18 protein-coding genes and 1 tRNA gene are annotated in these 26,098 nt (G+C 71.1%); 6 read left to right on the forward strand and 13 right to left on the reverse strand.

The window, feature by feature from the left end:
- Nucleotides 1–3: 3 nt before the first annotated feature.
- From hrcA to lepA, 4 genes are read right to left on the reverse strand one after another with little or no spacing between them, the layout of a single operon-like run.
- A complete protein-coding gene (gene hrcA / locus AC6CQV_RS06480) occupies nucleotides 4–1,041 on the reverse strand; it encodes a heat-inducible transcriptional repressor HrcA (protein ID WP_060958947.1) in 1,038 nt (345 codons plus the stop codon).
- Between the two features lie 58 nt (nucleotides 1,042–1,099).
- Nucleotides 1,100–2,317 carry a radical SAM family heme chaperone HemW gene (gene hemW / locus AC6CQV_RS06485; RefSeq protein ID WP_498260558.1) on the reverse strand — a complete coding sequence of 406 codons (1,218 nt, stop codon included), beginning with the start codon at nucleotides 2,315–2,317 and terminating at the stop codon, nucleotides 1,100–1,102.
- A complete protein-coding gene (locus AC6CQV_RS06490; protein WP_060958949.1) occupies nucleotides 2,317–2,967 on the reverse strand; it encodes a DUF1990 domain-containing protein in 651 nt (216 codons plus the stop codon). The genes hemW and AC6CQV_RS06490 overlap by 1 nt, the downstream gene beginning before the upstream one ends.
- A gap of 24 nt (nucleotides 2,968–2,991) precedes the next feature.
- Nucleotides 2,992–4,842: a translation elongation factor 4 gene (lepA, locus tag AC6CQV_RS06495; RefSeq protein ID WP_060958950.1), complete on the reverse strand. Its 1,851-nt coding sequence runs from the start codon at nucleotides 4,840–4,842 to the stop codon at nucleotides 2,992–2,994.
- Between the two features lie 303 nt (nucleotides 4,843–5,145).
- Here lepA and AC6CQV_RS06500 point away from each other — a divergent pair, with 303 nt between their 5' ends.
- Together AC6CQV_RS06500 and AC6CQV_RS06505 are read left to right on the forward strand one after the other, a co-directional pair.
- The gene (locus AC6CQV_RS06500) at nucleotides 5,146–9,870 is read left to right on the forward strand and encodes an ExeM/NucH family extracellular endonuclease (protein ID WP_498260559.1); all 4,725 of its coding nucleotides are present in this window, start codon (nucleotides 5,146–5,148) and stop codon (nucleotides 9,868–9,870) included.
- 83 nt (nucleotides 9,871–9,953) lie between these two features.
- Nucleotides 9,954–10,697, forward strand: coding sequence for an alpha/beta fold hydrolase (locus AC6CQV_RS06505; RefSeq protein ID WP_498260560.1), 744 nt, complete (start codon nucleotides 9,954–9,956; stop codon nucleotides 10,695–10,697).
- Here AC6CQV_RS06505 and AC6CQV_RS06510 read toward each other — a convergent pair.
- Nucleotides 10,627–11,928, reverse strand: a complete 1,302-nt coding sequence (locus tag AC6CQV_RS06510; RefSeq protein WP_492490710.1) for an MFS transporter — start codon at nucleotides 11,926–11,928, stop codon at nucleotides 10,627–10,629. The two genes, AC6CQV_RS06505 and AC6CQV_RS06510, sit on opposite strands and share 71 nt — an antisense overlap.
- A 227-nt stretch (nucleotides 11,929–12,155) precedes the next feature.
- Here AC6CQV_RS06510 and rpsT point away from each other — a divergent pair, with 227 nt between their 5' ends.
- Nucleotides 12,156–12,416, forward strand: a complete 261-nt coding sequence (gene rpsT / locus AC6CQV_RS06515; protein WP_036285140.1) for a 30S ribosomal protein S20 — start codon at nucleotides 12,156–12,158, stop codon at nucleotides 12,414–12,416.
- A 61-nt stretch (nucleotides 12,417–12,477) separates the two neighbouring features.
- Here the strand turns inward: rpsT and holA are convergent, their stop codons facing one another.
- From holA to AC6CQV_RS06540, 5 genes are all read right to left on the reverse strand, one after another.
- A complete protein-coding gene (gene holA / locus AC6CQV_RS06520; protein WP_498260561.1) occupies nucleotides 12,478–13,524 on the reverse strand; it encodes a DNA polymerase III subunit delta in 1,047 nt (348 codons plus the stop codon).
- A gap of 65 nt (nucleotides 13,525–13,589) precedes the next feature.
- The gene (locus AC6CQV_RS06525) at nucleotides 13,590–15,917 is read right to left on the reverse strand and encodes a ComEC/Rec2 family competence protein (RefSeq protein ID WP_498260562.1); all 2,328 of its coding nucleotides are present in this window, start codon (nucleotides 15,915–15,917) and stop codon (nucleotides 13,590–13,592) included.
- Entirely contained in the window at nucleotides 15,914–16,504 is a 591-nt protein-coding gene (locus tag AC6CQV_RS06530; RefSeq protein WP_061781780.1) for a ComEA family DNA-binding protein, read from the reverse strand. The genes AC6CQV_RS06525 and AC6CQV_RS06530 overlap by 4 nt, the downstream gene beginning before the upstream one ends.
- Nucleotides 16,505–16,630: 126 nt before the next feature.
- Nucleotides 16,631–19,213: a leucine--tRNA ligase gene (gene leuS, locus AC6CQV_RS06535; RefSeq protein ID WP_101306297.1), complete on the reverse strand. Its 2,583-nt coding sequence runs from the start codon at nucleotides 19,211–19,213 to the stop codon at nucleotides 16,631–16,633.
- 70 nt (nucleotides 19,214–19,283) lie between these two features.
- Entirely contained in the window at nucleotides 19,284–20,600 is a 1,317-nt protein-coding gene (locus tag AC6CQV_RS06540) for an anthranilate synthase component I family protein (RefSeq protein WP_498260563.1), read from the reverse strand.
- A gap of 85 nt (nucleotides 20,601–20,685) precedes the next feature.
- Here AC6CQV_RS06540 and AC6CQV_RS06545 point away from each other — a divergent pair, with 85 nt between their 5' ends.
- From AC6CQV_RS06545 to AC6CQV_RS06555, 3 genes are read left to right on the forward strand one after another with little or no spacing between them, the layout of a single operon-like run.
- On the forward strand, nucleotides 20,686–21,363 hold the full coding sequence (locus tag AC6CQV_RS06545; protein ID WP_498260564.1) for a DedA family protein: 678 nt from the start codon (nucleotides 20,686–20,688) through the stop codon (nucleotides 21,361–21,363).
- Between the two features lie 4 nt (nucleotides 21,364–21,367).
- Entirely contained in the window at nucleotides 21,368–22,432 is a 1,065-nt protein-coding gene (locus tag AC6CQV_RS06550) for an App1 family protein phosphatidate phosphatase (protein ID WP_101306294.1), read from the forward strand.
- 9 nt (nucleotides 22,433–22,441) lie between these two features.
- Entirely contained in the window at nucleotides 22,442–23,152 is a 711-nt protein-coding gene (locus tag AC6CQV_RS06555; RefSeq protein ID WP_498260565.1) for an SOS response-associated peptidase, read from the forward strand.
- 51 nt (nucleotides 23,153–23,203) lie between these two features.
- On the opposite strand, the gene nagE is transcribed toward AC6CQV_RS06555, so the two are convergent.
- The 3 genes from nagE to AC6CQV_RS06570 all read right to left on the reverse strand — a co-directional run bounded on the left by nagE (nucleotide 23,204) and on the right by AC6CQV_RS06570 (nucleotide 26,086).
- The gene (nagE, locus tag AC6CQV_RS06560) at nucleotides 23,204–25,186 is read right to left on the reverse strand and encodes an N-acetylglucosamine-specific PTS transporter subunit IIBC (RefSeq protein WP_498260566.1); all 1,983 of its coding nucleotides are present in this window, start codon (nucleotides 25,184–25,186) and stop codon (nucleotides 23,204–23,206) included.
- A 94-nt stretch (nucleotides 25,187–25,280) separates the two neighbouring features.
- The gene (locus AC6CQV_RS06565; protein ID WP_498260567.1) at nucleotides 25,281–25,937 is read right to left on the reverse strand and encodes a M23 family metallopeptidase; all 657 of its coding nucleotides are present in this window, start codon (nucleotides 25,935–25,937) and stop codon (nucleotides 25,281–25,283) included.
- A gap of 73 nt (nucleotides 25,938–26,010) precedes the next feature.
- Nucleotides 26,011–26,086, reverse strand: a tRNA-Ala gene (locus AC6CQV_RS06570).
- Between the last annotated feature and the right edge of the window lie 12 nt (nucleotides 26,087–26,098).

Below are 26,098 nucleotides of genomic sequence, written 5' to 3' on the forward strand. Positions count from 1 at the left end.
CGCTCAGCGGGACGCGTCGTCCTCGTCGAGGAGCCGGCTCAGATAGTGCGCGACGGCGCGGACCGCCGCGAGGTTGGTGGGATAGTCCATGCGCGTCGGACCGAGCAGGCCCACGCGGGCACGGGTTCCGGTCGTGTCGTAGTCGCTCGTCAGGACCGAGGCCTCCGTCAGACCGAACGCCGCGTTCTCGCGCCCGATGCTCGCGGCGAGACCGTGTTCGTCGGCGACCATCTCCCCCATCAGCCGCAGGAGCGTGACCTGCTCCTCGATGGCCTCCAGGAGCGGATAGATGCTGCCGCGGAAGTCGCTCTCACGTCGGGCGAGGGTCGCGCTGCCGGCCATGACCAACCGATCCTGGCGGAAGTCGTCGAGCTCCTCGCCGACGATCCGGGCGACGACCCGCAGCGCGTCGTCGATGCGGGTTCCGGCGGGCACGGATGCCGCGAGCTCCGCGATCGCGGCGGCGGCGTCTCCGACGGGCTTCCCGGTCACGAGTTGGGCGATCGCGGTCTTCACCTGTGCGGCCGACTGCTCGCTCAGCTCTTCCGCGAGGAAGGCGACCCGCTGCGAGACGCGCCCCGTGTCGGTGACCACGATGACGACCACCCGCGCGCCCCCGAGGTGGACGAACTCGACGTGCGAGACGTTCGCCCGCGCGAACGAGGGGTACTGGACGATCGCGACCTGTCCGGTGAGCTGGGTGAGGGCGCGCACCGTCCGCATCAGCAGATCGTCGAGATCGCCCGGGTCGCTGAGGAAGGACGAGATCGCCGAGCGCTGCGCGCCCGAGAGGGGACGCAGCTCCGCGAGGTGGTCGACGAAGACGCGGTAGCCCTTGTCGGTCGGCACACGCCCCGACGAGGTGTGCGGCGCCGCGATGAGCTCTTCGTCTTCGAGCAGCGCCATGTCGTTTCGGATCGTGGCCGCGGAGACCCCGAACTGGTGTCGTTCGACGATCGCCTTGCTCCCGACCGGCTCGTGCGTGTCGACGTAGTCCTGCACGATCGCGCGGAGGACCTGCAGGCCGCGTTCCGAGACCATCACTCCTCCTCGTTGGCACTCCGGGTTGTCGAGTGCCAATCCTACCGCGTGCGCCGCCTCAGACGGTGAGGGCGCGGACCACGGCGTCGGCGAGAAGGCGTCCCCGCCGCGTGAGCACCACACGACCGCGCACCGCGGCGGCGCCGTCGATGAGGCCGTCGGCGATCAGGGCCGCGATGGCGTGACGGCCCTCGCCGGTGAGATCCGAGACGGCGATCCCCTCCGCGATGCGCGAGCGCAGGAGCACGTCCTCGAGCCGGCGCGCCGCGGCATCCGGGCGCTCGCGCGCCGCCGCGGGCGACTCGTCGGCGGCCAGGCGCTGCGCGTACGCGGCCGGGTGCTTGACGTTCCACCAGCGCAGCCCGTCCACGTGACTGTGCGCCCCCGGGCCGTAGCCCCACCAGTCGGTGCCCCGCCAGTAGGCCAGGTTGTGCCGGGAGCGCTGCTGCGGGCTGCGCGCCCAGTTCGACACCTCGTACCAGTCGTAACCGGCGGCGGCGAAGGCCTCGTCCGCCAGCTCGTACATGTCGGCCTGCAGGTCGTCGTCGGGGGCCGCGACATCGCCGCGGCGGATCTGCCGCGCCAGTTTGGTGCCCTCTTCGATGATGAGCGCGTATGCGGAGATGTGGTCGGGCTCGAGCCCGACGGCCGTCTCGACAGAGCGTCCCCAGTCGTCGAGTGACTCCCCCGGCGCGCCGTAGATGAGGTCGACGCTGACGTCGAGACCGGCGGTGCGCGCCGCCTCGACGGCGGTGCGCACGCCTGCCGGGTCGTGCGTGCGGTCGAGCGCCGCGAGCACGTGCGGCACGGCGGACTGCATGCCGATCGACATCCGCGTCACTCCGGCGGCGGCCAGCTCGCGCGCGAGGGCATCCGTGACGGTGTCGGGGTTGGCCTCGACGGTGACCTCCGCGCCGTCGGCGAGGCCGAAGCCGGTGCGGACGCCGTCGAGCATGCGGGCGAGGTCGCCCCCGGGCAGCAGGGTGGGGGTGCCCCCGCCGAAGAAGACGGTGGATGCCGCCCGCAGCGGCCCCCGCGCGCTCAGCACCTCCCGCGACAGCGCGATCTCGCGCAGGACCTCGTCGGCGTAGGCGTCTTGCCGTGCCCCGCGCAGCTCGCCGGCGGTGTAGGTGTTGAAGTCGCAGTAGCCGCAGCGGACACGGCAGAAGGGCACGTGCAGGTAGACCCCGAAGTCACGATCGGGGTCGATCACGATGTCGGGGGGCAGGGCGCCGTCGGAGGGCGCGGGATCGCCGAGAGGGAGGGCGGATCCCATCAGGCGGGGGTCGTGTACATCGGGGAGATGGCGCGCAGATAGCCCCGGAAGAGCTCGCGGCGGCGGCGCTTGAGCAGAGGCGGGATCAGTCGGTACAGCGCCGAGACGGGGCGGTCGAAGGCGCGCACCGTGAAGCGCACCTCGTCGTTGTCGGCCCACGTCACGACGAAGGACTCCTCACCGCTGACGACCGAGCCGCCCACGGTGCCGAGCGCGAAACCGACCCGACGGGGCTCCTCGATCGCGTAGATGACCCGCAGCTCGCCGTCGGCGCTCATGCGCTTGACGTGACCGTGGACGCGGATCGTGGTGCCCGCGGCCACGTACGGTGTGCCGTCCGCATCGAAGCGCTGGTCGGCCTCGAGGCGGCTCGCGACCGTGGGCGTGCCGTCGATGTCGTAGCCGACGCCCGTGTACATCGGGCCTGCCGCCGGGCGCACATCGCTGATCTGCAGTCCGGCGCCGCGCAGGGCCGACCACGACAGGAGGGCCTCCGCGGACGACTCGAAGCGAGCCTGTCCGCTGCCCAGCAGCAGCGAGTCCTCGGCCGGGACACTGTTCTCCGGCGGGTAGCTCATGAGGTCGTGCGCCTGCGTCGCACCGACCGCGGCGTAGTCGACGGTGTCGTCCTGAAAGCTTCCGCGACGCATGGTCTCCAGCCTAACGGGGGCGTCCTACTTCTTGTCCTTGCCCTCGACGTCGCCCGAGAGGGCGGCGATGAAGGCCTCCTGGGGCACCTCGACGCGACCGACCATCTTCATGCGCTTCTTGCCCTCCTTCTGCTTCTCGAGCAGCTTGCGCTTACGCGTGATGTCGCCGCCGTAGCACTTCGCGAGCACGTCCTTGCGGATGGCGCGGATGTTCTCGCGGGCGATGATGCGGGCGCCGATCGCGGCCTGGATCGGCACCTCGAACTGCTGACGCGGGATGAGCTTGCGCAGACGCTCGGTCATGAGGGTGCCGTAGGCGTAGGCCTTCTCACGGTGCACGATCGAGCTGAAGGCATCCACCTTCTCGCCCTGCAGCAGGATGTCGACCTTCACGAGGTCGGCCTCCTGTGAGCCCGCCGGCTCGTAGTCGAGGCTCGCGTAGCCCTGCGTCTTCGACTTCAGCTGGTCGAAGAAGTCGAACACGATCTCGCCGAGCGGCATGTTGTAGCGCAGCTCGACACGGTCCTCCGAGAGGTAGTCCATGCCCAGCAGCGTTCCGCGGCGCTGCTGACACAGCTCCATCACCGTGCCGACGTAATCCTTGGGCAGCAGGATGCCGACCTTCACGACGGGCTCGGACACCGAGGCCACGCGGCCGTCGGGGTACTCGCTGGGGTTGGTGACCACGACGTGCTCGCCGGTGTCGGTCGTGACCTCATACGTCACCGACGGCGCGGTGGTGATGAGGTCGAGGTCGAACTCGCGCGAGAGGCGCTCGGTGATGATCTCGAGGTGCAGCAGACCGAGGAATCCGCAACGGAAGCCGAAGCCGAGCGCCACCGAGGTCTCCGGCTCGTACTGCAGCGAGGCGTCGGACAGCTTCAGCTTGTCGAGCGCTTCGCGCAGATCCGCGTAGTCGCTGCCGTCGATGGGGTAGACGCCGCTGAACACCATCGGCTTCGGGTCGGTGTATCCGGCCAGGGCCGTCGTCGCCGGCTTGCGATGGTTGGTGATCGTGTCGCCGACCTTCGACTGGCGCACGTCCTTCACGCCGGTGATGAGATAGCCGACCTCGCCGACTCCGAGCCCGCGCGTCGGGACGGGTTCGGGGCTGGACACACCGATCTCCAGCAGGTCGTGCGTCGCGCGCGTCGACATCATCTGGATGCGCTCTCGCGGCTCCAGCTTGCCGTCGACCATGCGCACATAGGTGACGACGCCGCGGTAGGCGTCGTACACGGAGTCGAAGATCATCGCCCGTGCGGGAGCCGACGCGTCGCCGACGGGCGCCGGGATGCGCTCGACGATGCGGTCGAGGAGCTCTTCGACGCCCATGCCGGTCTTGCCCGAGACGCGCAGCACGTCGTCGGGTGAGCCGCCGATGAGGTTGGCGAGCTCCGCGGCGTACTTCTCCGGGTCGGCGGCGGGGAGGTCGATCTTGTTGAGCACGGGGATGATCTGCAGATCGTTCTCGAGCGCGAGATAGAGGTTCGCGAGCGTCTGCGCCTCGATGCCCTGAGCGGCGTCCACCAGGAGGATGGCGCCCTCGCAGGCCGCCAGCGACCGGGAGACCTCGTAGGTGAAGTCGACGTGACCCGGGGTGTCGATCATGTTGAGGGCGAAGGTGCCGTCCGAGGTCGCCCACGGCATCCGCACCGCCTGGGACTTGATCGTGATGCCGCGCTCGCGCTCGATGTCCATGCGGTCGAGGTACTGCGCGCGCATGTCGCGGTCGGACACGACGCCCGTGATCTGCAGCATGCGGTCGGCCAGCGTCGACTTGCCGTGGTCGATGTGGGCGATGATGCAGAAATTGCGGATCAGCTCTGGAGGGGTCGCAGACGGCTCGAGAGGCTTCAGGGCGCGCGGTGACATGTCCCGAGCAGTCTACCGGCGTCGCCGCGTCGCGCCCGCCCGCGGCGGCGGCACCCTATCCGACGGCGACGGCGGCGCGCCAGAGAACCGGCCGATGAGAAAGAGTTAACGCTTCCCGCCCTTGTCCGGGCGGCCCGGCGCCGCCGATGCTCGATCTCAGACCCGATGACACGGGGTGCCGTCGCGTGTTCACCTGCACGCAACCGCCCCGCCCCCCGGCATCCCCATCATGGGTCCGAATCCACACTGACGGACGACCGCTCGGCGGCCGTCGCTTGTTGCATGCGAAACCAGGGAGAACACGTGTCAGATCAGACACCGGACGCACCGCGTCCCACCGCCGACAGGCGGAAGCGACGCTCGGTCGTCGCCGCCATCACAGCCGGAGCCCTCGCCTTCAGCGGTCTGGGGCTCGCCGCCCTTCCGGCGCGAGCCGCCGTCGACACCGGCGCGGCTGTGCTCATCAACGAGGTCTACGGCGGGGGTGGCAACGACGGCGCGACCTACACGCACGACTTCGTCGAGCTCGTCAACGTCTCCTCCTCGGCGGTGAGCCTGGAGGGGTGGTCGCTGCAGTACGCCTCGGCCACCGGCACCACGTGGACCAAGAACACCCTCTCCGGATCGATCCCGGCGGGATCGACCTTCCTCGTGCAGGAGAAGATCGGTGCCGGCGGCACGACCGCCCTGCCCACGCCGGACGCGATCGGCGACCTGGCCATGAGCGGCACCACCGGCAAGGTCGCACTCGTGTCGAGCGCGGCCGCGATCACGGGCCCGACGGATGCCGATGTCGTCGACTACGTCGCCTGGGGCTCGGCCGCCGCGCCCGCCGCCGGCGGATCGCCCGCCCCCGCGACGACGAACGCGACGAGCATCACGCGCGACGCCGCCCACACGAACACCGCCGTCAACGGCGCCGACTTCGTGGCGGCCGACCCCACGCCGCAGAACGCGGCCGGTAACGTCCCGTCGCCCTCGCCGACCGCCTCGCCGACGGCATCACCGAGCCCGAGCCCGACGTCCACGGCTCCCGGCACCGACACCGTGACTCCCATCGCCGCGATCCAGGGCACGGGCGACGCCACGCCCCTCAACGGCCAGACCGTCACCACGGAGGGCGTCGTCACCGCGCACTACCCGGTGGGCGGCTACAACGGCTACGTCATCCAGACGCCCGGCACCGGCGGTGCGATCGATCTGGGCAGCCACACCGCATCCGACGCCGTCTTCGTGTACACCAGGACCGCGTCCGTCGCGAGCGAGGTCGCGCTCGGCGACACCGTGCGGGTGACGGGGACGGCGGGCGAGTTCAACGGACTCACCCAGCTGAGCGTCGAGGCCGGCAAGACGACGAAGATCGCGGATGCCGCGAAGCCGGTGCCGGTCACGCTCACGAGCTGGCCGACGTCGATCGCGCAGCGTGAGAGCCTCGAGTCGATGCTCGTCACCGTCTCGAGCACCTTCACGGTCACCAACACGAACAACACGAACCGCTACGGCGAGGTCGGTCTCGCCGCCGGAACGGGCGTGCTGCGCCAGCCCACCGACGTCGCGCGCCCCGGCTCCGCCGAGGCGGAGGCCGTCGCGGCCGACAACCTCGCGCGCGGCGTCGTCCTCGACGACGGCGGATCGCTCGACTACGCCGCGCGTGCGAACAGCGGCACCGGAGCGCTCCTCAACGGCGACCTGACCCCGGCCTACGTCTCCGTCGACCACCCGGTCGTCGTGGGCGGCACCGCCACCCTCACCGGCTCGTTCGTCCTCGACTACCGCAACAACGCGTGGAAGCTGAACCCGGCATCGTTCCTGCCCGGTGACGGTGTCACGCAGGGTCAGGCCACGTTCAGCAATCCGCGCACGGCGGCGCCGGCCTCCGTCGGCGGCGACCTCAGCGTCGGCTCGTTCAACGTGCTCAACTACTTCACCACGCTGGGCTCGTCGAACGCGGCGTGCCAGCCGTACACCGATCGCGCCGGCGTCGGCACCAACGTCCGCACCGGGTGCGACCTGCGTGGCGCCTGGGGTGCTGCCGACCTCGCGCGCCAGCAGTCCAAGATCGTCTCGGCGATCAACACCCTGGACGCGTCGGTCGTGGGTCTGATGGAGATCGAGAACTCGGCGAAGACCACGCCGAGCACGCCCGACACGGCGGTCTCCACGCTCGTCGACGCACTCAACACCGCGGCGGGCTCCTCGAAGTGGGCATACGTGCCGGCATCCGCGCAGCTGCCCGACGCGTCCGAGCAGGACGTCATCCGCAACGCGATCATCTACCAGCCCGCTCGTGTGGAGCGGGTGGGCGACGCGCTCGCGCTGGGAACGCTGTCGGGCTCCGGCCAGGCGTTCGACAACGCCCGTGAGCCGATCGCGCAGAAGTTCGCACCGGTCGCGGGCGGCGAGCCGTTCCTGTTCGTCGTGAACCACTTCAAGTCGAAGGGCTCGTCCGGCGCGTCGGGCGCGCAGGCCGACCAGAAGGACGGCCAGGGCGCCTGGAACCCGGCGCGCGTCGCGCAGGCGACCGCGCTGCGCGACTGGGTGACGTCGCTCACGAGCACCGGAGACGCCGCCGTCCTCGTCGGCGACTTCAACTCCTACACCCAGGAGGACCCGCTGAAGGTCCTCTACGACGCCGGGTACACGGATGCCGAGTCGGGGCTGGAGCTGGGTCGCTCGACCTACTCCTTCGACGGTCTCTCCGGTTCGCTCGACCACGTGCTCCTCAACGAGGCCGCGTGGAAGCGCGTGACCGGCGGCGACGTCTGGAACATCAACTCCGGTGAGTCGGTGGCGCTCGAGTACAGCCGCTACAACAACCACGGCACGCTGTTCTGGCAGGAGGGGCCCTATCGCTCGAGCGACCACGATCCGTTGAAGGTCGGGCTGTCCGCGGGCGCCGGAGCGCCGACGACGATCGACATCCTCACGATCAACGACTTCCACGGACGCATCGAGGCCGGCACCCAGGGCGAGGCCGGCGCGGCCGTGCTCGCCGGTGCGGTCGCGACGAAGAAGGCGCAGAACCCGAACACGGTTCTCGTGTCTGCGGGAGACAACATCGGTGCGTCGACGTTCACCTCGCTGATCCAGCAGGACTCCCCGACGATCGATGCGCTGAAGGCCTCCGGGCTCGAGGTCTCGGCGGTCGGCAACCACGAGTTCGACCGTGGCTTCGCCGACCTCAGGGACCGTGTCATCCCGCGATTCGGCGGCAACGTCGATCCGTCGGGCGCGACGCCGGAGCAGATCGCGGCGGGTGCGCCTTACGCCCTCGGGGCGAACGTCTACCTGAAGGGCACGAAGACGCCCGCGCTGGCCGAGTACGCGATCAAGACGATCGACGGCGTGCGTGTCGCCTTCATCGGCACCGTCACCACCGACACCGCCACGATGGTCGACCCCGCCGGTATCGCGGACCTCGACTTCGGCGACCAGCTGGAGGCCGCGAACCGGGTGGCGGACGAGATCGCAGACGGCGACCTCGCCGACGTGACGGTGCTGCTGACGCACTCCGGATCGTCGGTGTCGAACCAGTGCGAGGCGGTCGCCACGGACCCCTCGGCCTTCGGCACCCTGATCCGCGGCGCATCCGCCCACATCGACGCCATCGTCTCGGCGCACACGCACCAGACGTACGCGTGCGAGGTGCAGGTGGCATCGACGGGCGGGCTTCGTCCGGTCATCCAGGCCTCGGAGTACGGCAAGGCGCTGGGTCAGCTGACCGTGACGTACGACAAGCGCGCCGACGAGCTCGTGTCGATCTCCCCGACGATCACGACCTTCGCCAGCACGCCGTTCACCCCGGATGCCGAGGTCGCGGCACTCGTCAAGGGATTCAGCGACCAGGCCAACACCATCGGAGCGCAGCCCGTGGGCACGATCACGGGCGACATCCTGCGCGGCGGGACGAAGGGCTCCGACCGTGGAGTGGAGTCGACGATGGGCAACACCGTCGCCGACGTCTACCTGTGGGCGACCAGCACGAACCCGGCGTACGCGGGGAAGAAGGCGCAGATCGCGCTCATGAACCCGGGCGGGCTGCGCGCGGACCTCACCTACGTCGGCGACGGCACGGTGACCTACAAGCAGCTCGCCGACGTGCAGCCCTTCGCGAACACGCTCGTGACGGTGACGCTCACGGGTGCCCAGCTCAAGGACATCCTCACGCGGCAGTGGCAGGCGACGGGTGACCGCCCGAAGCTGCACCTCGGCGTCTCGCAGGGCTTCTCCTACGAGTACACGGAGGACGCGCCGCCGGCCGGTCAGAGCGCATCGCGGTCGGGGCACATCGTCTCGATGTCGCTGAACGGCACGAAGATCACCGACACCGACACCTTCACGGTGGTGACGAACTCGTTCCTCGCCAACGGCGGTGACGGCTTCGCGCCCTTCGCGCAGGGGACGGATCGCACCGACACCGGCCAGGTCGACCTGGCGGCTACGCTCGCGTACGCCGCGGCGGTCGACCCGATCGCCCCGTCGGCGCTCGGCCGGGCGAAGCTCGTGACCGGCACGCCGACACCGGAGCCGTCGCCGACGGGCACTCCGACCGGCTCGCCCACCGCGTCGCCGACCGGCTCGCCGTCGCCGTCTCCGACGACGACGGCGCCGTCGACGGGCGGATCGGGCGTGGGCGTGTCGACGACCGGCCTCGCCGCCGGCGGTCGCATCGAGCGCGGCTCGTCCTTCACCGTGACCCTCACCGGTCTCGGCGCCGGAGAGCAGGTCGCGGCGACGCTGAACAGCCAGCCCATCGTGATCACCGGCATCCCCGCCGCGGACGCGAGCGGACGGGTCACCTTCACGGTGGCCGTGCCGCGGACGCTCGAGACCGGCACGCACCACCTCATCGTGCTGGGCGCCGACGGTCGCGTCGTGTTGAACCTGCCGCTGGAGGTGGTGGGTGAGGGCGTGCTCGCCACGACGGGCGCCGAGCTCCCCTGGGGCCTCGCGCTCGGCGGTGCGTTCCTGCTCGCAGCGGGCATGATGCTCGCGATGACGACACGCCGCCGCCGCGTCGTCGGCTGATCCGCGCGTCCCGGCGGCCCCGGCCCCGCTTCGGCGGGTGTCCGGGGCCGTCGGCGTGCGTGGCCACCGTTTAGGCTGGCCGGGTGAGGACGACCGTGGTGATGGTGCACGGCATCCGCACGTCCGCCACGATGTGGCGCGCGCAGGTGGAGCATCTCGAGGACCGCGGGGTATCCGCGGTCGCCCTCGATCTCCCCGGTCACGGCACGCGGATGGCCGAGGAGTTCACCCTCGACGGCGCCTTCGCGACGATCGACACCGCCGTCCGCGCGGCGGCCGGGCAGGGTCGCGTGCTGCTCGTCGGGCATTCGATGGGCGGACTGCTCTCGATCGCGTACGCCGGCGATGAGACGCGCCCCCCGCTCGACGCCTTCGTGGCGGCCTCGTGCACGGCCATCCCGCGCGGACTCGCGCTGCAGACCTACCGGACGCTCGCGCGCGGCTTCGACCGTCTCCCGGGGCGGGGCGCTCCCATCGCCGAATGGGTTCTCGATCGCACACTGCCCTCGGAGACCCGTGCCGACTTCGGCGCCGGCGGCTACGCCTACGACGCGCAGGACATCGCGCTGCGGAGCCTGTCGGTGCTGGATCTGCTGGCCGCCCTGCGCCGGATCGACGTGCCCACGTGGTTCGTCAACGGGCAGTTCGATCAGCTGCGCGTCAACGAGCGGCTCTTCGCCTCTCTCGTGCCCGGCGCGGAACTGATCGTCGTGCCGCGCACGTCGCACCTGGTCACCGCGATGCGCCCGCGCGTCTTCAACGCCGTGCTCGATCTGGCGCTGGCGACGATGGATGACGCCGGGGAGCCCGCACCATCAAGGTCATGAGGCCGCCCACCACCGACATCACGGCGGAGCCCAGGAACAGCAGCCAGAATCCGCCCACCGCCGCGACGAGTCCCGCGCCGATGAGCGGCCCGAGGAGCTGACCGAGGCTCGCGGCCACGTTGACGAAGCCGAGATCGCGCGCACTGTCCTCCGCGAACGGGAGCAGGTCGGTGCCGAGGGCGAGACCCACCGACATGTACGCGCCGTAGCCGACGCCGAGCAGACCGGCCGCCACGAGCGACATCTCGAACGACGGGAACACCGCGAGCAGGAGTGCCGCGCCGCCCTGCACGAGCGCGGCGCCGACCGTCAGCCCTCGTCTGTTGCCGGTGCGATCCGACACCGCCCCGGCGAGCACCGAGGCGAGCACGACGAACACCGTGTACACGACGATCAGCAGCAGGAGCTCGTCTTGAGCGGCGGCCGGGTCGCGGTGGAGGCCGTACAGCAGGAAGAAGAGCAGCAGCCCCGTGCCGAGTGCGTTGCCGATGTTGGCCACGAGGCGGCCCCACAGCATCCACGCGAAGTCTCGATCACGGAAGGCGGCGAACCGGGCCGACAGCGCGCGGCGCGTGCGCGCGGTCGCCGACGCCGCCGGTGCGGGCGGGTCGGGCAGCAGCAGCGCGCCCGCTCCTCCGGCGAAGAGCAGGATGGCGCCGAGCATGAGGTAGCCCGCGACCACGCCGAGTCCGAGCAGCACGACGACGCCGACGCCGACCACGATGCCGAGCGCCTGCGAAGAGGAGATCGCCGCCGAGGCGGTGCCCCGCTGAGCCGACAGCTGGTCGGCGATCATGGCGGTGAAGGCGGCGGAGGCGACGGCGACGCCGACCGACACCCCCACCCATGCGACCCCGACGCCGAGGGGCCCGGTCGCGAAGGCGATCGCGACCAGCGACCCCGCCCCGAGGAGCACACCGCCCAGTGCCCACGGGCGCCGGCGCCCGAACCTGCCGCGCGTCCGATCGCTCATGCCCCCGGCCAGCGGACCGGCGATGACCCCGGCGAGGCCTCCCGCCGCGAGCACCAGGCCGGAGGAGACGACCCCGGAGATCCAGCCGTCGGCATCACCCGGGGTGTCCAGCTGCAGCGGGATGAGGAGTTGGAGCGGGGTGAGCTGCGCGGTCCAGATCGCGAGCCACGCGAGGGTGAACAGTGCGAACCAGCCCGCGCCCGCGCGGCGGCCGGAGGTCGGGGCGGTCGGGGCGTTCTGGGGGGACCCTGCGCTCACGGGAGGCTCCTTCGTCGGTGCTCCGTCGGATCGGCCGGATCGGGCCCGGTCGATACGATCATGCCCCACGCGCGCGGGTGCGCGGCGCATTGCGGGGTCGCCACGCGGCAACCTGATAGACTCGGTGATTGGCTTGCGTGTGGGTCCCACCCCGCACGCCGCCGGAGGCGTCCCTCTACCGCTACCCCGGCACATCCATCGAAAACCGAACGAAAGAGCCGTCGAACGTGGCGAACATCAAGTCGCAGATCAAGCGCAACAAGACCAACGAGAAGGCGCGCGAGCGCAACAAGGCCGTCAAGAGCGAGCTGAAGACCGAGGTGCGTCGCACCCGCGAGGCCATCGCCGCCGGCGACAAGGCCGCCGCCGAGAAGGCTCTCGCCAAGGCGTCGAAGAAGCTCGACAAGGCCGTGAGCAAGGGCGTCATCCACGAGAACCAGGCCGCGAACCGCAAGTCGTCGATCGCGAAGCAGGTCGCCGCTCTCTGAGCCGCATCCCGTCGCACGAAGGCCCGTCCCGCATCCGGGGCGGGCCTTCGTCGTGTCCGGGTCAGGCGCCGTAGGGGGCGCGCGTCGCGATGATCGTGATCAGGCGCTCGACCGCGAACACGGGGTCGCGCGAGGCGCCCTTGACCTCGGCATCCGCGCGCGCCGCCGCCTGGATGGCGCGCCCCAGGCTGGTCTCGTTCCAGCCGGTCAGGTCGCGGCGGGCGCGGTCGACCTGCCAGTCCTTCATCCCGAGGCGTGCGGCGATGGATGCCGACGACTCGCGCAGGCCGGCGACCCGCGCCATCGTCCGCAGCTTCGAGGCGATCGCGGCCACCAGCGGCACCGGGTCGGCTCCGCTCGCGAGCGCGTGGCGCAGGGCCACGAGCGCCTCGCCGTAGCGGCCGGCGATCGCGGTGTCGGCGACGGTGAACGCCGACGTCTCGACGCGGCCGCCGTAGTAGCGCTCGACGACCTGTTCGGTGATGTCACCGGGCACGTCGGAGATGAGCTGCTGGCAGGCGGCGGCCAGTTCGGTGAGATCGTCGGAGAAGGCGCCGACGAGGGCGCGCAGGGCGATCGGAGCGATCTTCTTGCGCGCGGTCTGGAACTCACCGGCGGCGAAGTCGAACCGGTCGGAATCGCGCTTGACCGCGGGGCAGGCGATCTCCACTCCCCCGCCCGTGCCGGAGCGGATCGCATCGAGCAGCTTCTTGCCGCGGACGCTCGATCCGGTGTGGCGCAGGACGACGGTGGCGCCGTCTTGCGGGGCCTCGATGTAGGCGAGTGCCTCCGTGAGGAAGGCGTCGGAGCACTTCTCCACGCCACCGACCCGCACGAGACGCGGCTCGCCGAACAACGACGGCGAGGTCAGTGTCAGCAGACTGCCGGAGGTGTAGTCGTCGGCGCGGAGGTCGGAGACCTCGAGGCTCGCGTCCTCGGCGCGCAGGAAATCGCGGATGCCGGCGGTCGCCCGCTCCGCGCAGACGTCCTCCGGCCCCGAGACGAGCACGATCGGCGCCGGCTGGGGGCTGCGCCAGGAGATCTGAGGGATCGCCGACGCGGTGCGGGAACCCCCGCGCGCGGCGGGACGACGGGCGGCGGGTGGCATGCCTCCAGCCTATCGACGCCGTCCGACGTCGCGTCGCCCCGCCGCGTGGTCGCGGGCCGCCGCCGTCACGGCGGAGACCTCTCGCGCCAGACGCGGAGGGCCGACTCCTCGCTCCACAGGACGATGAGGCCCTCGGCGTCGGTGCGGTCGATGCGTGCGCCCAGCCCCGAGAGCATCGTGAGGGTCTCCGCGCGCGGATGCCCGTACGTGTTCGCGCCGACCGAGACGATCGCGAGAGCCGGGCGCAGGCGGGCGTAGAACCGGGCATCCTGATCCGCGCTGCCGTGGTGGGAGACCTTGACCACGGCGTAGGACGTCAGCAGCGGTGCACTCGCGGCCAGACGACGCTGCCCGTCCGCCGAGAGATCGCCGAGCATCAGCGTCGTGGGGACCGCGGGACCGGTGACCTCGATGACCACGCTGGCGTCGTTGCCCGCCACCGCGTTGCTCTCCGGCCCCCGCACGCGCCACCGCGCGTCTCCCAGCAGGCCGGTCATCCCCGCGGTGGCACGGACCGGTCGGGCTCCGCCCTCGGCGAGACGTCGGAGCGTGCGCTCGTCGTCGGGGGTTCCGGCCGGTCCGTGCACGACGACGTCGACGCGGCCCACGACGGCCGCGACGCCGCCGTCGTGGTCGTGGTCGAAATGGGTCAGCACGAGCAGCTCTATGCGGTCGACGCCGAGCGTGCGCAGACAGCGCTCCAGCGCTGCCGGGTCGGGACCGGTGTCGACCAGCGCCACGTGCGCCGTCGACCGCACGACGAGCGCGTCGCCCTGACCGACATCGCACGCCGCGATCGTCCAGTCCGACGGGATCCGGGCGCGCTCCCCGATCTCCGCGACCGGTCCCACGCCCAGCGCCACCGCGGCGGTGACCGCCAGCACGAGCAGCGAGGCGATGCGCCAGACCCGGCGCGTCCGCACGAGAAGGAGCCCGACCGCGAGGACCACCACGGCGAGGGCGAGGAGCCCGACCGGACCCTGCGGCCACCACACGGCGCTGCCCGGAAGCTGCGCGACGACGGTGGCCGTCGCGGCGATCCAGGCCGCGGGAAGCCAGGCGAGCACGGCCATCCCCGCTCCGAGGGCGGGGATGCCGGCGCACACGCACGCGGCGAGGCCGAGGACCGTGCCGAGCGGAGCGGCCGGTGCGGCGAGGACGTTCGCGAGCACCCCGTAGAGCGATACCTGCGGCGAGATGAGCACGATGAGCGGGGCGCAGGCGAGCTGCGCGGCCAGCGGCACCGACAGGGCCAGGGCGAGGGGATGCGGCATCCACCGCGCCAACCCGTCTGCCAGCGGGCCGGCCACGACCAGCAGAGCGGCCGTCGCCGTGACGGACAGGGCGAAGCCGAGCGAGCGTGCCAGCCACGGATCCATGATGACGAGCACCGCGACCGAGACGGCGAGCAGAGACAGTCCCGCGCCGGTGCGTCCGAGGAGCACGCAGAGCATCGCCACCGCAGCCATGGTCGCGGCGCGGACGACGCTCGGCTCGGGCGAGACGAGCACGACGAACGCCACCAGTGCGGCGAGGCCCGCCCCGACCCGGATGCCGCGACGGGCGCCGCAGACGGCGGCGCCCCCGAACGCCATCCCCACGACCAGCGCGCAGTTCGCGCCGCTGACGGCAGTCAGGTGCGAGAGCGATGACGCCTTCATCGCGGTGTCCAGCCCCGGGTCGACGGTGGAGGTGTCGCCGACGGCGAGTCCTGCGATGAGTCCACGCCCCGGATCGGCCAGTCCGGCCGTGACCTCGGCGAGGCCGCGGCGGAGCCCCGACGCGACGGACAGCGCTCCTGTCGGCCCCGACAGCAGCGTGGGCACGGACGCGGCGTCGATGACCAGCACCGCCCGGTCGCCCGCCTCCGGTCGCCAGCCCGTGCCCCGCAGTCGCACCCGCGCGCCGAGGTCGAGGCCGGTGGGCACCTCGGTCGTCCGCACGAGGACGGGCGCCGCCGCGGAGATCACGGTGTCGCCGTACTCGAGCCGCTCCAGGATCGCGTCGAAGCGCCACCCGGTCGCGCTGCGCTCGATCTTGCCGACCGCGGTCGCCATCACCGACAGGGCGCGGCCGCCGGTCGTGTCGGCGGCGGCGACGACCGCGCGTGTCGGCTGGGCTGCGGCGACCTGCATCGCCACCGCGCCGCTCGCGGCGAGGGCGACCGCGATCAGTGCGCACGCGGGCGCCGCACGGCCGCGGCGCACCGCGCAGAGCAGTGCGGCCGCGGATGCCGCCCACAGCGCCGTCGCGACGACGCCGGAGACCTCGGCGTGGGCGGTCAGCAGGCCCGCGACGAGCCACGCGGCGGCCGCGACCGGGACCAGCCGGGCGTCGCGTCGCCGGAGGCGGCGTCCGCCGATCGCTCGCTCCGTCCGCGGGCCGACCCTCACACCGTCACCCGATCGCGCAACCCCGCCAGCATCTTCTCGCCGATCCCGGGCACCGAGAGCAGGTCGTCGACGCTCGTGAACCGTCCGTTCTCGGTGCGCCACGCGATGATGCGCTCCGCGATCGCCGGGCCGACGCGGGGCAGCGCGTCGAGAGCGGTGGCATCGGCGGTGTTCAGGTTCACCCGTCCCTCCCCGGTCGCGGCGGCGGCCGGTGGCGCGCTCTCCCCCACGCGCGGGACGTGCAGTTGCTCGCCGTCGCTCAGCGGGCGCGCGAGGTTGATGGCCGCGGCATCCGCGTCGTCGGCCAGTCCGCCGGCGGCGGCCACGACGTCGACCACCCGCGCGCCGTCGTCGAGCCGGTACAGCCCGGGGTGAGCCACCGCGCCGGACACGTGCACGTACACGGGCGGCGGCGTGGGATCCGCAACCGCCACGGGAACCGAGGCGGCGGGCGCCGCGGCCGAGCGCACCAACCCGATGACGACCGCGATCGCCGCGATCGCGAGCACCAGCACGATCGCCGCGCCGGTGCCGAGGCGGCGTCGCCGCACACGGGCCAGGGCGGCGTCGGCGGATGCCGCGGCCATCTTCTCGGGAGAACTCACCCGCCCACGCTCACACCCTCAGCGCGGGGACGACCCCTTCCGGCGGCTGTTCGTGGAGAGCCGCCAGGGTGAGCGTCCTGGGGAGGAGGGGCTCCTCCCCTCGCGGGGTCAGGCCGTCGTGAAGCTGACGACCTTCGGCGCGCGCACGACGACCCGGGCGATCTCGCGGCCGGCGAGGGAGCGCACGACCTTCTCGTCCGCGCGCGCGAGCGCCTCGAGCTCGTCGGACGAGATGCGTGCGGGCACCGTCAGGGTGCCGCGCACCTTGCCGTCGATCTGGACGACCGCGGTCACCGACTCCTCGACCAGGAGGGTGGGGTCGGCCTGGCGCCACGTCGCGAGACCCACGAACGGCTCGTACCCGAGCTGCTCCCACATCTCCTCCGCCGTGTGCGGGGCGAACAGGTCGAGGATCATCGCCACGGCCTCGGCGGCTTCGCGCACGGCCGGATCGGAGGGGCCCGCGGGGCCGTCGATCGTCTTGCGCGTCGCGTTGACGAGCTCCATGAGGCGGGCGACGACGACGTTGAACTTGGTCTGCTCGATCAGCGCCGGGGCATCCGCCCACAGGCGGTGGGTCACGCGGCGCAGGGCCGTGTCGCCCTCAGCCCACACGACGTCCGGGGCGCTCGACACGTCGTGCGCGATGCGCCAGGCGCGGGCGAGGAACTTGGCGGCGCCGGTGGTCGAGACGTCGCTCCAGTCCTTGTCGTCCTCCACGGGGCCCGCGAAGGCGAGCGCGACGCGCAGCGCGTCGGCGCCGTGGGCGTTGAGCTCGTCCTGGAAGAGCACGAGGTTGCCCTTGCTCTTGCTCATCTTGGCGCCGTCGAGGATGACCATGCCCTGGTTGATGAGGTTCGAGAAGGGCTCGGTGAACTCCACCAGGCCCATGTCGAACAGCGCCTTCGTGATGAAGCGGGCATACAGGAGGTGGAGGATCGCGTGCTCCACGCCGCCGATGTAGAAGTCCACCGGACCCCAGCGGTCGGCTTCCTTCGACGAGAACGCCCGTGCGGCGTCCCCCGGCGACAGGAAGCGCAGGAAGTACCACGAGCTGTCGACGAACGTGTCCATCGTGTCGGGGTCGCGGAGGGCCGGCTCGCCCGTCTCGGGGTCGACGGTCTCGACCCAGCCGGTCGCCGCGCCGAGGGGCGAGGAGCCCTTGGGCGTGAGATCCAGACCCTCCATCGCCGGGAGCTCGACGGGGAGCTGATCGTCCGGCACCGGGACGATGCGACCGTCGGCGGTGTGCACCATCGGGATCGGCGTGCCCCAGTAGCGCTGACGCGAGATGAGCCAGTCGCGGAGGCGATAGGTCTTCGCGGCGCGACCGGTGCCGGCGGCCTCGAGCTGCTCGATGGCCCGGGCGATGGCGTTGCGCTTGCTCAGTCCGTCGAGCGGGCCGGAGTTCATCATCCGGCCGTCGCCCGTGAGCGCCACGCCCGTCACGGCGGGATCGATCTCGTCCAGGCCCGGGGCGCCGGGATCGATCGGCACGCCCTCGGCATCCAGCTCGATGACGGGGATCGCGCCGGTGACCGGCGCCGTCGTGTCGACGACCACCTTCACGGGCAGGTCGAACGCGCGCGCGAAGTCGAGGTCGCGCTGGTCGTGGGCGGGCACCGCCATGACGGCGCCGTGGCCGTAGCCGGCGAGCACGTAGTCGGCGGCCCAGATGGGCAGCCGCTCCCCCGTGACCGGGTTGATCGCATACCGCTCCAGGAAGACGCCGGTCTTCGGGCGGTCGGCCGTCTGCCGGTCGATCTCGCTCGTCTTCTGCACGGTGTCGAGGTAGTCCTGGAAGCGCATGCGCGCCTCCGGGGATGCCGAGGCCACCAGCTCCGCGGCCAGGTCGGAGTCGGGGGCGACGACCATGAAGGTGGCGCCGTAGAGGGTGTCGGGGCGCGTCGAGAACACCGTGATCTTCTCGGTGCGACCCTCGATCTCGAAGTCGATGTCGGCGCCGACGGAGCGGCCGATCCAGTTGCGCTGCATCTGCAGCACCTTGTGCGGCCAGAAGCCCTCGAGCTGGTTGAGGTCGTCGAGCAGACGGTCGGCGTATTCGGTGATGCGGAAGAACCACTGCGTGAGCTTCTTCTTCACCACGACGGCGCCGCTGCGCTCGGACGTGCCGTCGGGCAGCACCTGCTCGTTCGCCAGCACCGTCTGGTCCACCGGGTCCCAGTTGACCAGCGCGTCCTTGCGGTACGCGAGCCCCTTCTCGTACAGGCGCTGGAACAGCCACTGGTTCCAGCGGTAGTACTCGGGGTCGGAGGTGTGCAGCACGCGTGACCAGTCGAACGAGACGCCGTACTGCTGCATGCTCGAGCGCTGCTGGGCGATGTTGCCGTAGGTCCAGCCGCGCGGCTCGACACCGCGCTTGATGGCGGCGTTCTCGGCGGGCAGGCCGAAGCTGTCCCAGCCGATGGGGTTGAGCACGTTGTAGCCGCGGTGCCGCCAGAAGCGCGCGACGATGTCGGAGTACAGGTAGTTCTCCGCGTGACCCATGTGCAGATCGCCCGAGGGGTAGGGGAACATCGCGAGCACGTACTTGCGGGGGCGCGTGTCGTCGTCGCCGCCGGCGCGGAACGGGTCCTTCTCGGCCCAGATGCGCTGCCACTTCTCCTGCACGGCGTGCACGTCGTACGGTCCGTTCTCGGCGGCGGTGGCGATGTCTGTGGGGCTGCTCATGGGAAGGGGAAGACCAATCTGAAAGCTGGGGAACGCGCGAGAGGCGTGCTTCCAGGTTAGCGGACCCGCCCTACCATCCCGGCGGGAGGGCGGCGCCGAGCGCACCGAGCGGACCCCGGGCCTTGACGCCCACCTCGGCCACCTCGGCATCGGGGTCGGAGAGCCAGGTGATGCCGCCCCCGGCCCCCACGTAGGCGCCTCCCGGATGCAGCACGATCGAGCGGATGGTCATCGCGAGATCGGCGCGTCCGTCGTCGCCGACCCAACCGAAGCAGCCGGAGTAGAGTCCGCGCGCTCCGGTCTCGAGCCCGTGCAGGATCCGCATCGCCGACAGCTTCGGCGCCCCGGTCATGCTGCCGGCGGGAAAGGTCGCCGCAAGCAGCTGCGCCCACGTCGTCCCCGGCCTGAGCCGTCCCGCGACGGTGCTGACCAACTGGTGCACCGCCGAGTACGACTCCACCTCGAGCAGGCGTTCCGCGCTCACGGTGCCGGGTGTGCACACGCGCTGGAGGTCGTTGCGCATGAGGTCGACGATCATCACGTTCTCCGCGCGCTCCTTGACGCTCTCCGCCAGCTCGCGGGCAAGGGCCGCGTCCTCGGCGCTGTCGCCGCCGCGCGGACGCGTCCCCTTGATCGGGCGCGTGCGGACCATACCGTCGGCCACCTCGAGGAAGCGTTCGGGACTCGCGCTGAGCAGGGCGAACGCACCGCTGCGGATGATGCCGCCGTGGTGCGCGGGCAGGGCCGCGCGAAGGCGCAGATAGGTGTCGACGGGGTCGAGCGGGTCGGATGCGGCGACGTCGAAGCGCGTCGTCAGGCACAGCTGGTAGGCGTCCCCCGCGCGGATCGCCGCCCGGCAGCGTTCGATCAGCGCGCGGTACTCCGAGGGTCGCTGGCGAGCGGATGCCGTGGCGATGCCGCCCCCGGCATCCGTCGGCGGCGGCGCGTCGTGGCGCCGCGGGGCGTCGAGGAGCGCGAGCGCCGCGGCCAGCTCCGCCGGCTCGGCGACCAGCCACATCGCGCGCGCGGCGTGGTCGACGGTGACGAACCAGCGCACGCGCAGCCACGCCTCCTGCGGTCCGTCCCGGTCGTCGACGGTGGCCGGTGCCCCCGCCGCCCGTGCGGCGGCATCGAAGCCCGACCATCCGACCCACCCGCCGCGGAACGGTCCCGGCGGGACGGGATCTCCCGCGCCGCCGTCCGCTGCCAGCACGACGTCGGAAGGACCGATCTCGTCGGGGACGCCGACGCCCATCCAGCTGTACCCGGTCGTCGCGTGCGGCCCGGCATCCAGCCAGAACGCGTGCTCGTGGTCGCCGAGACCGCCGCGGAACAGTGCCGCGGGATCGGTCCAGGCGAGCGGATGTGCGACGAGGCGCGCGGGCATCCTCCCAGGCTAGACGCACGCCGCCGCGCCGACCGGGACCCGCCGCGCGGCATACGCACACCCCGGTGCCGCATAGGCTGGTCGCGTGAACGAGTTCCTCTCGTGGCTGCTCGATGCCGTGCAGAATGTCGACCCCGTGCTGCGCACGGTTCTCGCCGGGATCGCCATCCTGCTGGAGACGAGCGTCCTCGTCGGACTGATCGTCCCCGGCGACACCGTCGTCATCGTCGCCGCGACGGCGGTCGGGTCGGTCGCGGAGGCCGCGGTGCTGATGGTCGTCGTGGTCGTCGGGGCGCTGGTGGGCGAGAGCATCGGCTTCTGGCTGGGTCGGTGGCTCGGCCCGCGCATCCGCTTCTCGCGGCTGGGGCGTCGCATCGGCGAGGACAACTGGACCCGCGCGGAGCTCTACCTGCGTCGCCGCGGCGGCCCCGCCATCTTCCTGTCCCGCTTCCTGCCGGTGCTGCACTCGCTCGTGCCGCTCACGGTCGGGATGAGCGGCTTCTCCTACCGCCGCTTCCTGGCGTGGACCGCGCCGGCCTGTACCGTCTGGGCGGTGGCGTACATCAGCGTCGCGGCGGCGGCGGCGGGCACCTACCGCGAACTCGCCGACCGGCTGCACGTCGCCGGATACCTCTTCGTGGCCGTCATCGCCGTCTTCCTCGTGCTCGCGTACATCGCCAAGCGCGTGATCGTCGCGCGGGAGGCGCGGCACATGCGCCTCGACGACGCGGACACCCGTCCGACCGAGGACATGAAAGACTGAAGCGATGCACGCCGAACCCGCACCGCGTGTCAAGGTGCTCTGGATCGCTCGTCTGGAGTACAGATTCCACGCCTGGCGCGAGCGTCGCTCCCGCGCCCGCGGGCTGCGGCCGAGCGTGTCCGCCTACCCGGGTTACGGCGGCGAGGACTGGGTGCGGGTGCTGGGCCGGGTGCTCATCGTGCCGCCCGTGCGCACACGCCGCCGCACGCGTCATCGCGGCGAAGACATCGGCGTGCGCGGCTGGCGGAGCTTCGCGGCGGTGCCCGTCGGATACGCCCACGTGACGGTCACGATCGACGGTGTGAGCCATGACGTCGTGGCCGACCGCGGCGGCGTGGTCGACACCGTGCTGCCCGCGCGTCTCCAACCGGGATGGCAACCCCTGACGATGACCGTCGAAGGCTCCGAGCCCTTCGAGACGCGCGTGTTCGTCGTCGGCGCCGACGTGCGCTTCGGCGTCATCTCCGACGTCGACGACACCGTGATGGTCACCGCCCTGCCCCGTCCTCTCGTCGCGGCGTGGAACTCCTTCGTCCTGGACGAGCACGCCCGTCAGCCGGTGCCCGGCATGGCGGTGCTCCTCGAACGCCTGGTGCGCGAGAGCCCCGGGGCTCCGGTCGTCTACCTGTCCACCGGCGCATGGAACGTCGCGCCCACCCTGCAGCGCTTCCTGCGACGACACCTCTTCCCGCCGGGTGCGCTGCTGCTGACGGACTGGGGGCCCACGCACGACCGGTGGTTCCGCAGCGGTCGCGCCCACAAAGAGGAGAACCTGCGGCGCCTCGCCCGGGAGTTCCCGCAGGTGTCCTGGGTGCTCATCGGTGACGACGGCCAGCACGACGACGCGCTGTACACGGCCTTCACGAGCGAGAACCCCGAGCGTGTGCGGGCGGTGGCGATCCGCCGGCTGTCCTCCGCCGAGGCGGTCCTCGCCGGAGGCCGGACCGCCGTCGACGATCACTCGGCCGCGGCGGTGCCGTGGGTGACGGGTGACGACGGCGCCGCGCTTCTGGATCGTCTCGCGGAGATCGGCGTGCTCGACGCCGACGGCGTCGGAGGCCCCGCGTAGGCTGGCCGCATGTGCGGTCGTTTCGTCGTGGGCAGTTCCGGGTCCGAGCTGGTCGGCGTCCTCCGGGTGGACGTGATCGGTGACGATCTGCCGGCGCCCTCGTACAACGTCGCACCCACCGATCGTGTCGCGATCGTCCTCGACTCGGCGAAGACCGAGCCGCCCACGCGACGGCTCGAGGCCGCCCGGTGGGGGCTCGTGCCCTCCTGGTCGAAGGATCCCGGCATCGGTGCGAAGGCGATCAACGCGCGCGCCGAGGAGGTCGAGGACAAACCGATCTTCCGTCAGGCGCTGATCGCGCGGCGCGCGATCGTCCCGGCATCCGGGTACTACGAATGGAAGACCGAGGACGGCGTCAAGACGCCGTACTACATCCACCCGGCCGGTGATGAGCCGCTGTTCTTCGCGGGGCTCTACGAGTGGTGGAAGGATCCGGCGAAGGCTCCGGACGATCCCACGCGGTGGATGCTGAGCTTCACGGTGATGACGCGTGGCGCGGTCGGTCAGCTGGGGTCGATCCATGATCGGATGCCGCTGTTCATCGACGCCGACTACGCGGATGTGTGGCTCGACCCGACGACCGAGAACGTCGGCGACCTGCTCGACGCGACGATCGACGCCGCTCCGGCGCTCGTCGACGGGCTGATGATGCGTCAGGTCGGTCGCGAGGTCGGCAACGTGCGCAACAACGGTCCGGAACTGATCGAACCCGTCTCCTGACACGGCGAGGAGCGGGCCTCTCCGCCCGCTCCTCGCGCGGATCGCCGTCGGTCAGACGAACTCGACGGTGGCGTTCTCGTTGTTCAGCACGATGACCGGTGTGATCGCGGAATGTCCCGCGGCGCGGATCTTGTCGGCGTCGAAGCGGAGGAGCGGCGTGCCGGCGCTCACGGCGTCTCCCGTCTTCACGAGGGTCTCGAACCCGTCGCCCTTCATGTCCACGGTGTCGATGCCGATGTGGATCAGCAGTTCGGTGCCGTCGGCCAGAGCCAGTCCGATCGCGTGGCCGGTCGGGAACACCGAGGCGACGGTTCCTGCCGCGGGCGCCACGATCGTGTCGCCCGAGGGGTCGATCGCGAGACCGGGACCCATCGTGCCCTCGGCGAACATGGCGTCGGGCACCTCGGACAGCGGGAGCACGGTGCCGGCGACGGGCTGACGCAGCTGCAGCGTCGCCGCGGGCACGGTCCGCGCCCGCAGTCGCTGTTCGGCGGCGGCGCCCGCCGCCACCGCCGCGCCCCCGACGCCGCCCACGAAGCCCGCCGCCGCGCCGGTCTGGCCCGCATCCGCACCGCGGAAGGCCTCGATGTTGCGGTCGTTGAGGATGTCTTCCATCGCATCCTTGACGAACTGCACGTTGAGGCCGTACACGACCTGCACGGAATGCCCGCCCGGCTTGATGGTGCCCGCAGCACCCGCACGCTTCAGCGCGTGCTCGTCGACCTGAGAGGTGTCGGCGATCTCCATGCGCAGCCGCGTCGCGCAGTTGTCGACGTCGATGATGTTCTGCTTCCCGCCCAGCGCCGCGATGAACTTCTCCGCCGTGCCGTGATAGCCCGTGAGGCTCGTGCCGACGTTGTCGGCATCCTGTTCGTCGAGCTCGTCGCCGCGGCCCGGAGTCTTCAGCTTGAACCGCTTGATCAGGAAGTAGAACGTGAAGAAGTAGATGAAGAACCAGGCGACGCCCAACAGCAGGAGGATCCACGGGTTCTCTGCCATCGGATTCGTCCACTGCAAGAACATGTCGATGAATCCGGCGGAGAAGCCGAAGCCCAGTCGCGTCGGGAGCATCGCCGCGATCATGACGGAGATGCCGGTGAAGACGGCATGGATGAGGTAGAGCCAGGGAGCGACGAACATGAAGGCGAACTCGAGCGGCTCCGTGACGCCGACGAAGAAGGAGGCGATCGCGCCCGAGAGCATGATGCCGTAGGTGACCTTCTTGCGTCGTGAGTCGGCGGTCATATACATCGCCAGGGCGGCGCCCGGAAGACCGAACATCATGATCGGGAAGAACCCCGCCATGTACTGCCCGGTGACGCCGTAGGTCCCGGTGCCGTTGAGGAAGTTGACGAGATCGTTGATACCGGCGACGTCGAACCAGAACACCGAGTTGAGCGCGTGGTGCAGGCCGGTGGGAATCAGCAGCCGGTTCATGAAGCCGTAGAGGCCGGCGCCGAACGGGCCGAGCGTGGAGATCCACTCGCCGAAGGTGACGAGCGCGCCGTAGACGACGGGCCAGACGAACATCAGGACCACGGCCACCACCAGGGAGAGCCCGGCCGTGACGATCGCGACCGAGCGCTTCCCGGAGAAGAACGAGAGCGCATCGGGCAGCTTCGTGTCTTTGAACCTGTTGTAGCACCAGGCGCCGATCAGACCGGCGACGATGCCCACGAACACGTTCTGCACCTTGCCGAACGCCGGATTGACGTTCGCGAGGTCTTCGATGCCGAGCAGCTTCTGCATCGTCGCAGGGGCCAGGAGGGTGGTGATGGTCAACCAGGAGACCAGGCCGGCGAGAGCCGACGTGCCGTCCGTCTTGTTCGCCATGCCGATCGAGACGCCGACGGCGAACAGGAGCGGCATGTTGTCGAGCAGGGCGCCACCGGCGGCGCCGAGGAAGGCGGACACGATGTTCGAGCCGCCGGCGGCAGAACTGATCCAGTAGGAGATGCCGGAGAGGATCGCGGCGACCGGCAGCACCGCGACCGGGAGCATGATCGATCGGCCGAGTCGTTGGAAGAACTTCATCGGTGAACTCCGTCCCTGAGGGAATCGGGTCGCGCGTCGCTGCGGACCACTGAGGGGACGCTACCGCCGATCAATGGTCGCGCACAGCATTCATTCAGCTATTTCCGCTGCGACCTGACCCCTCCGCACGCCCTCCTGCGATCGCGTCGATGACCTCCCCGCGACGCGGAAGCGCGCCGTTGACGCGGAGGCGCACGGCGCGAGCGCGATCGGCGTCGGGAGAATCCATGGCCTGCAGGTGAAGGTGCGGCTCGGTGCTGTTGCCGGAGTTGCCGCAGCGGCCGACGACGTCGCCGGTCCGCACGCGCTGACCTGGGCGCACGACGAGGCTCCCCCGCTGAAGGTGGCACAGCGCCACGATGACGCCGTCCCGGTCGATGAGGACGTGGTTGCCGGCCAGTGCCACCCATCCGCCGCGGACGCGTCGTCGCTGAGTGAGCGCGTAGGCGATCGAGGGCAGACCGCGATGGGCGAGGTGATCGGACTCGGTGTCATGGGCGGCGACGACCACGCCGTCGACGGGCGCCAGCAGAGGGCGTCCGAACCCGGGAAACAGCGACGGCGGCTCCGCGCGCACGAGCGAACGGGCCGTGATCGGCGCCGTGCGCCCCGCGTCGTCGACGGGAACGAAATCGATGGCGTAGGACGTAGCGAAGAGAGTCGTGCCGTGACTCGGCACCCGATCGGCCGGGCTGTTGCGAACGAGCCAGCGACCCGCGAACGGATATGCCAGGTCGACCGCCGCAACCATGCCGTTCCTCTCCGTCATCCGAACGGCTGACCATGCGCGGAAGGCGATGATTCGACGTTCGACCGGGAGTTTTTGGTGGACCTGAGGGGACTCGAACCCCTGACCCCCTGCATGCCATGCAGGTGCGCTACCAGCTGCGCCACAGGCCCATCTTCAGTTGT

It is taken from the genome of Microbacterium sp. EG9 (genome assembly GCF_059759475.1).

Bases quoted from the DNA above. Each gene is read 5' to 3' on its own strand.
- hrcA (WP_060958947.1), bottom strand. From the start codon at position 1,041: ATGGTCTCGGAACGCGGCCTGCAGGTCCTCCGCGCGATCGTGCAGGAC.
- AC6CQV_RS06530 (WP_061781780.1), bottom strand. From the start codon at position 16,504: ATGGCCGCGGCATCCGCCGACGCCGCCCTGGCCCGTGTGCGGCGACGC.
- AC6CQV_RS06550 (WP_101306294.1), top strand. From the start codon at position 21,368: ATGCACGCCGAACCCGCACCGCGTGTCAAGGTGCTCTGGATCGCTCGT.
- hemW (WP_498260558.1), bottom strand. From the start codon at position 2,317: ATGGGATCCGCCCTCCCTCTCGGCGATCCCGCGCCCTCCGACGGCGCC.
- holA (WP_498260561.1), bottom strand. From the start codon at position 13,524: ATGCCACCCGCCGCCCGTCGTCCCGCCGCGCGCGGGGGTTCCCGCACC.
- AC6CQV_RS06540 (WP_498260563.1), bottom strand. From the start codon at position 20,600: ATGCCCGCGCGCCTCGTCGCACATCCGCTCGCCTGGACCGATCCCGCG.
- AC6CQV_RS06490 (WP_060958949.1), bottom strand. From the start codon at position 2,967: ATGCGTCGCGGAAGCTTTCAGGACGACACCGTCGACTACGCCGCGGTC.
- lepA (WP_060958950.1), bottom strand. From the start codon at position 4,842: ATGTCACCGCGCGCCCTGAAGCCTCTCGAGCCGTCTGCGACCCCTCCA.
- leuS (WP_101306297.1), bottom strand. From the start codon at position 19,213: ATGAGCAGCCCCACAGACATCGCCACCGCCGCCGAGAACGGACCGTAC.
- nagE (WP_498260566.1), bottom strand. From the start codon at position 25,186: ATGAAGTTCTTCCAACGACTCGGCCGATCGATCATGCTCCCGGTCGCG.
- AC6CQV_RS06565 (WP_498260567.1), bottom strand. From the start codon at position 25,937: ATGGTTGCGGCGGTCGACCTGGCATATCCGTTCGCGGGTCGCTGGCTC.
- AC6CQV_RS06555 (WP_498260565.1), top strand. From the start codon at position 22,442: ATGTGCGGTCGTTTCGTCGTGGGCAGTTCCGGGTCCGAGCTGGTCGGC.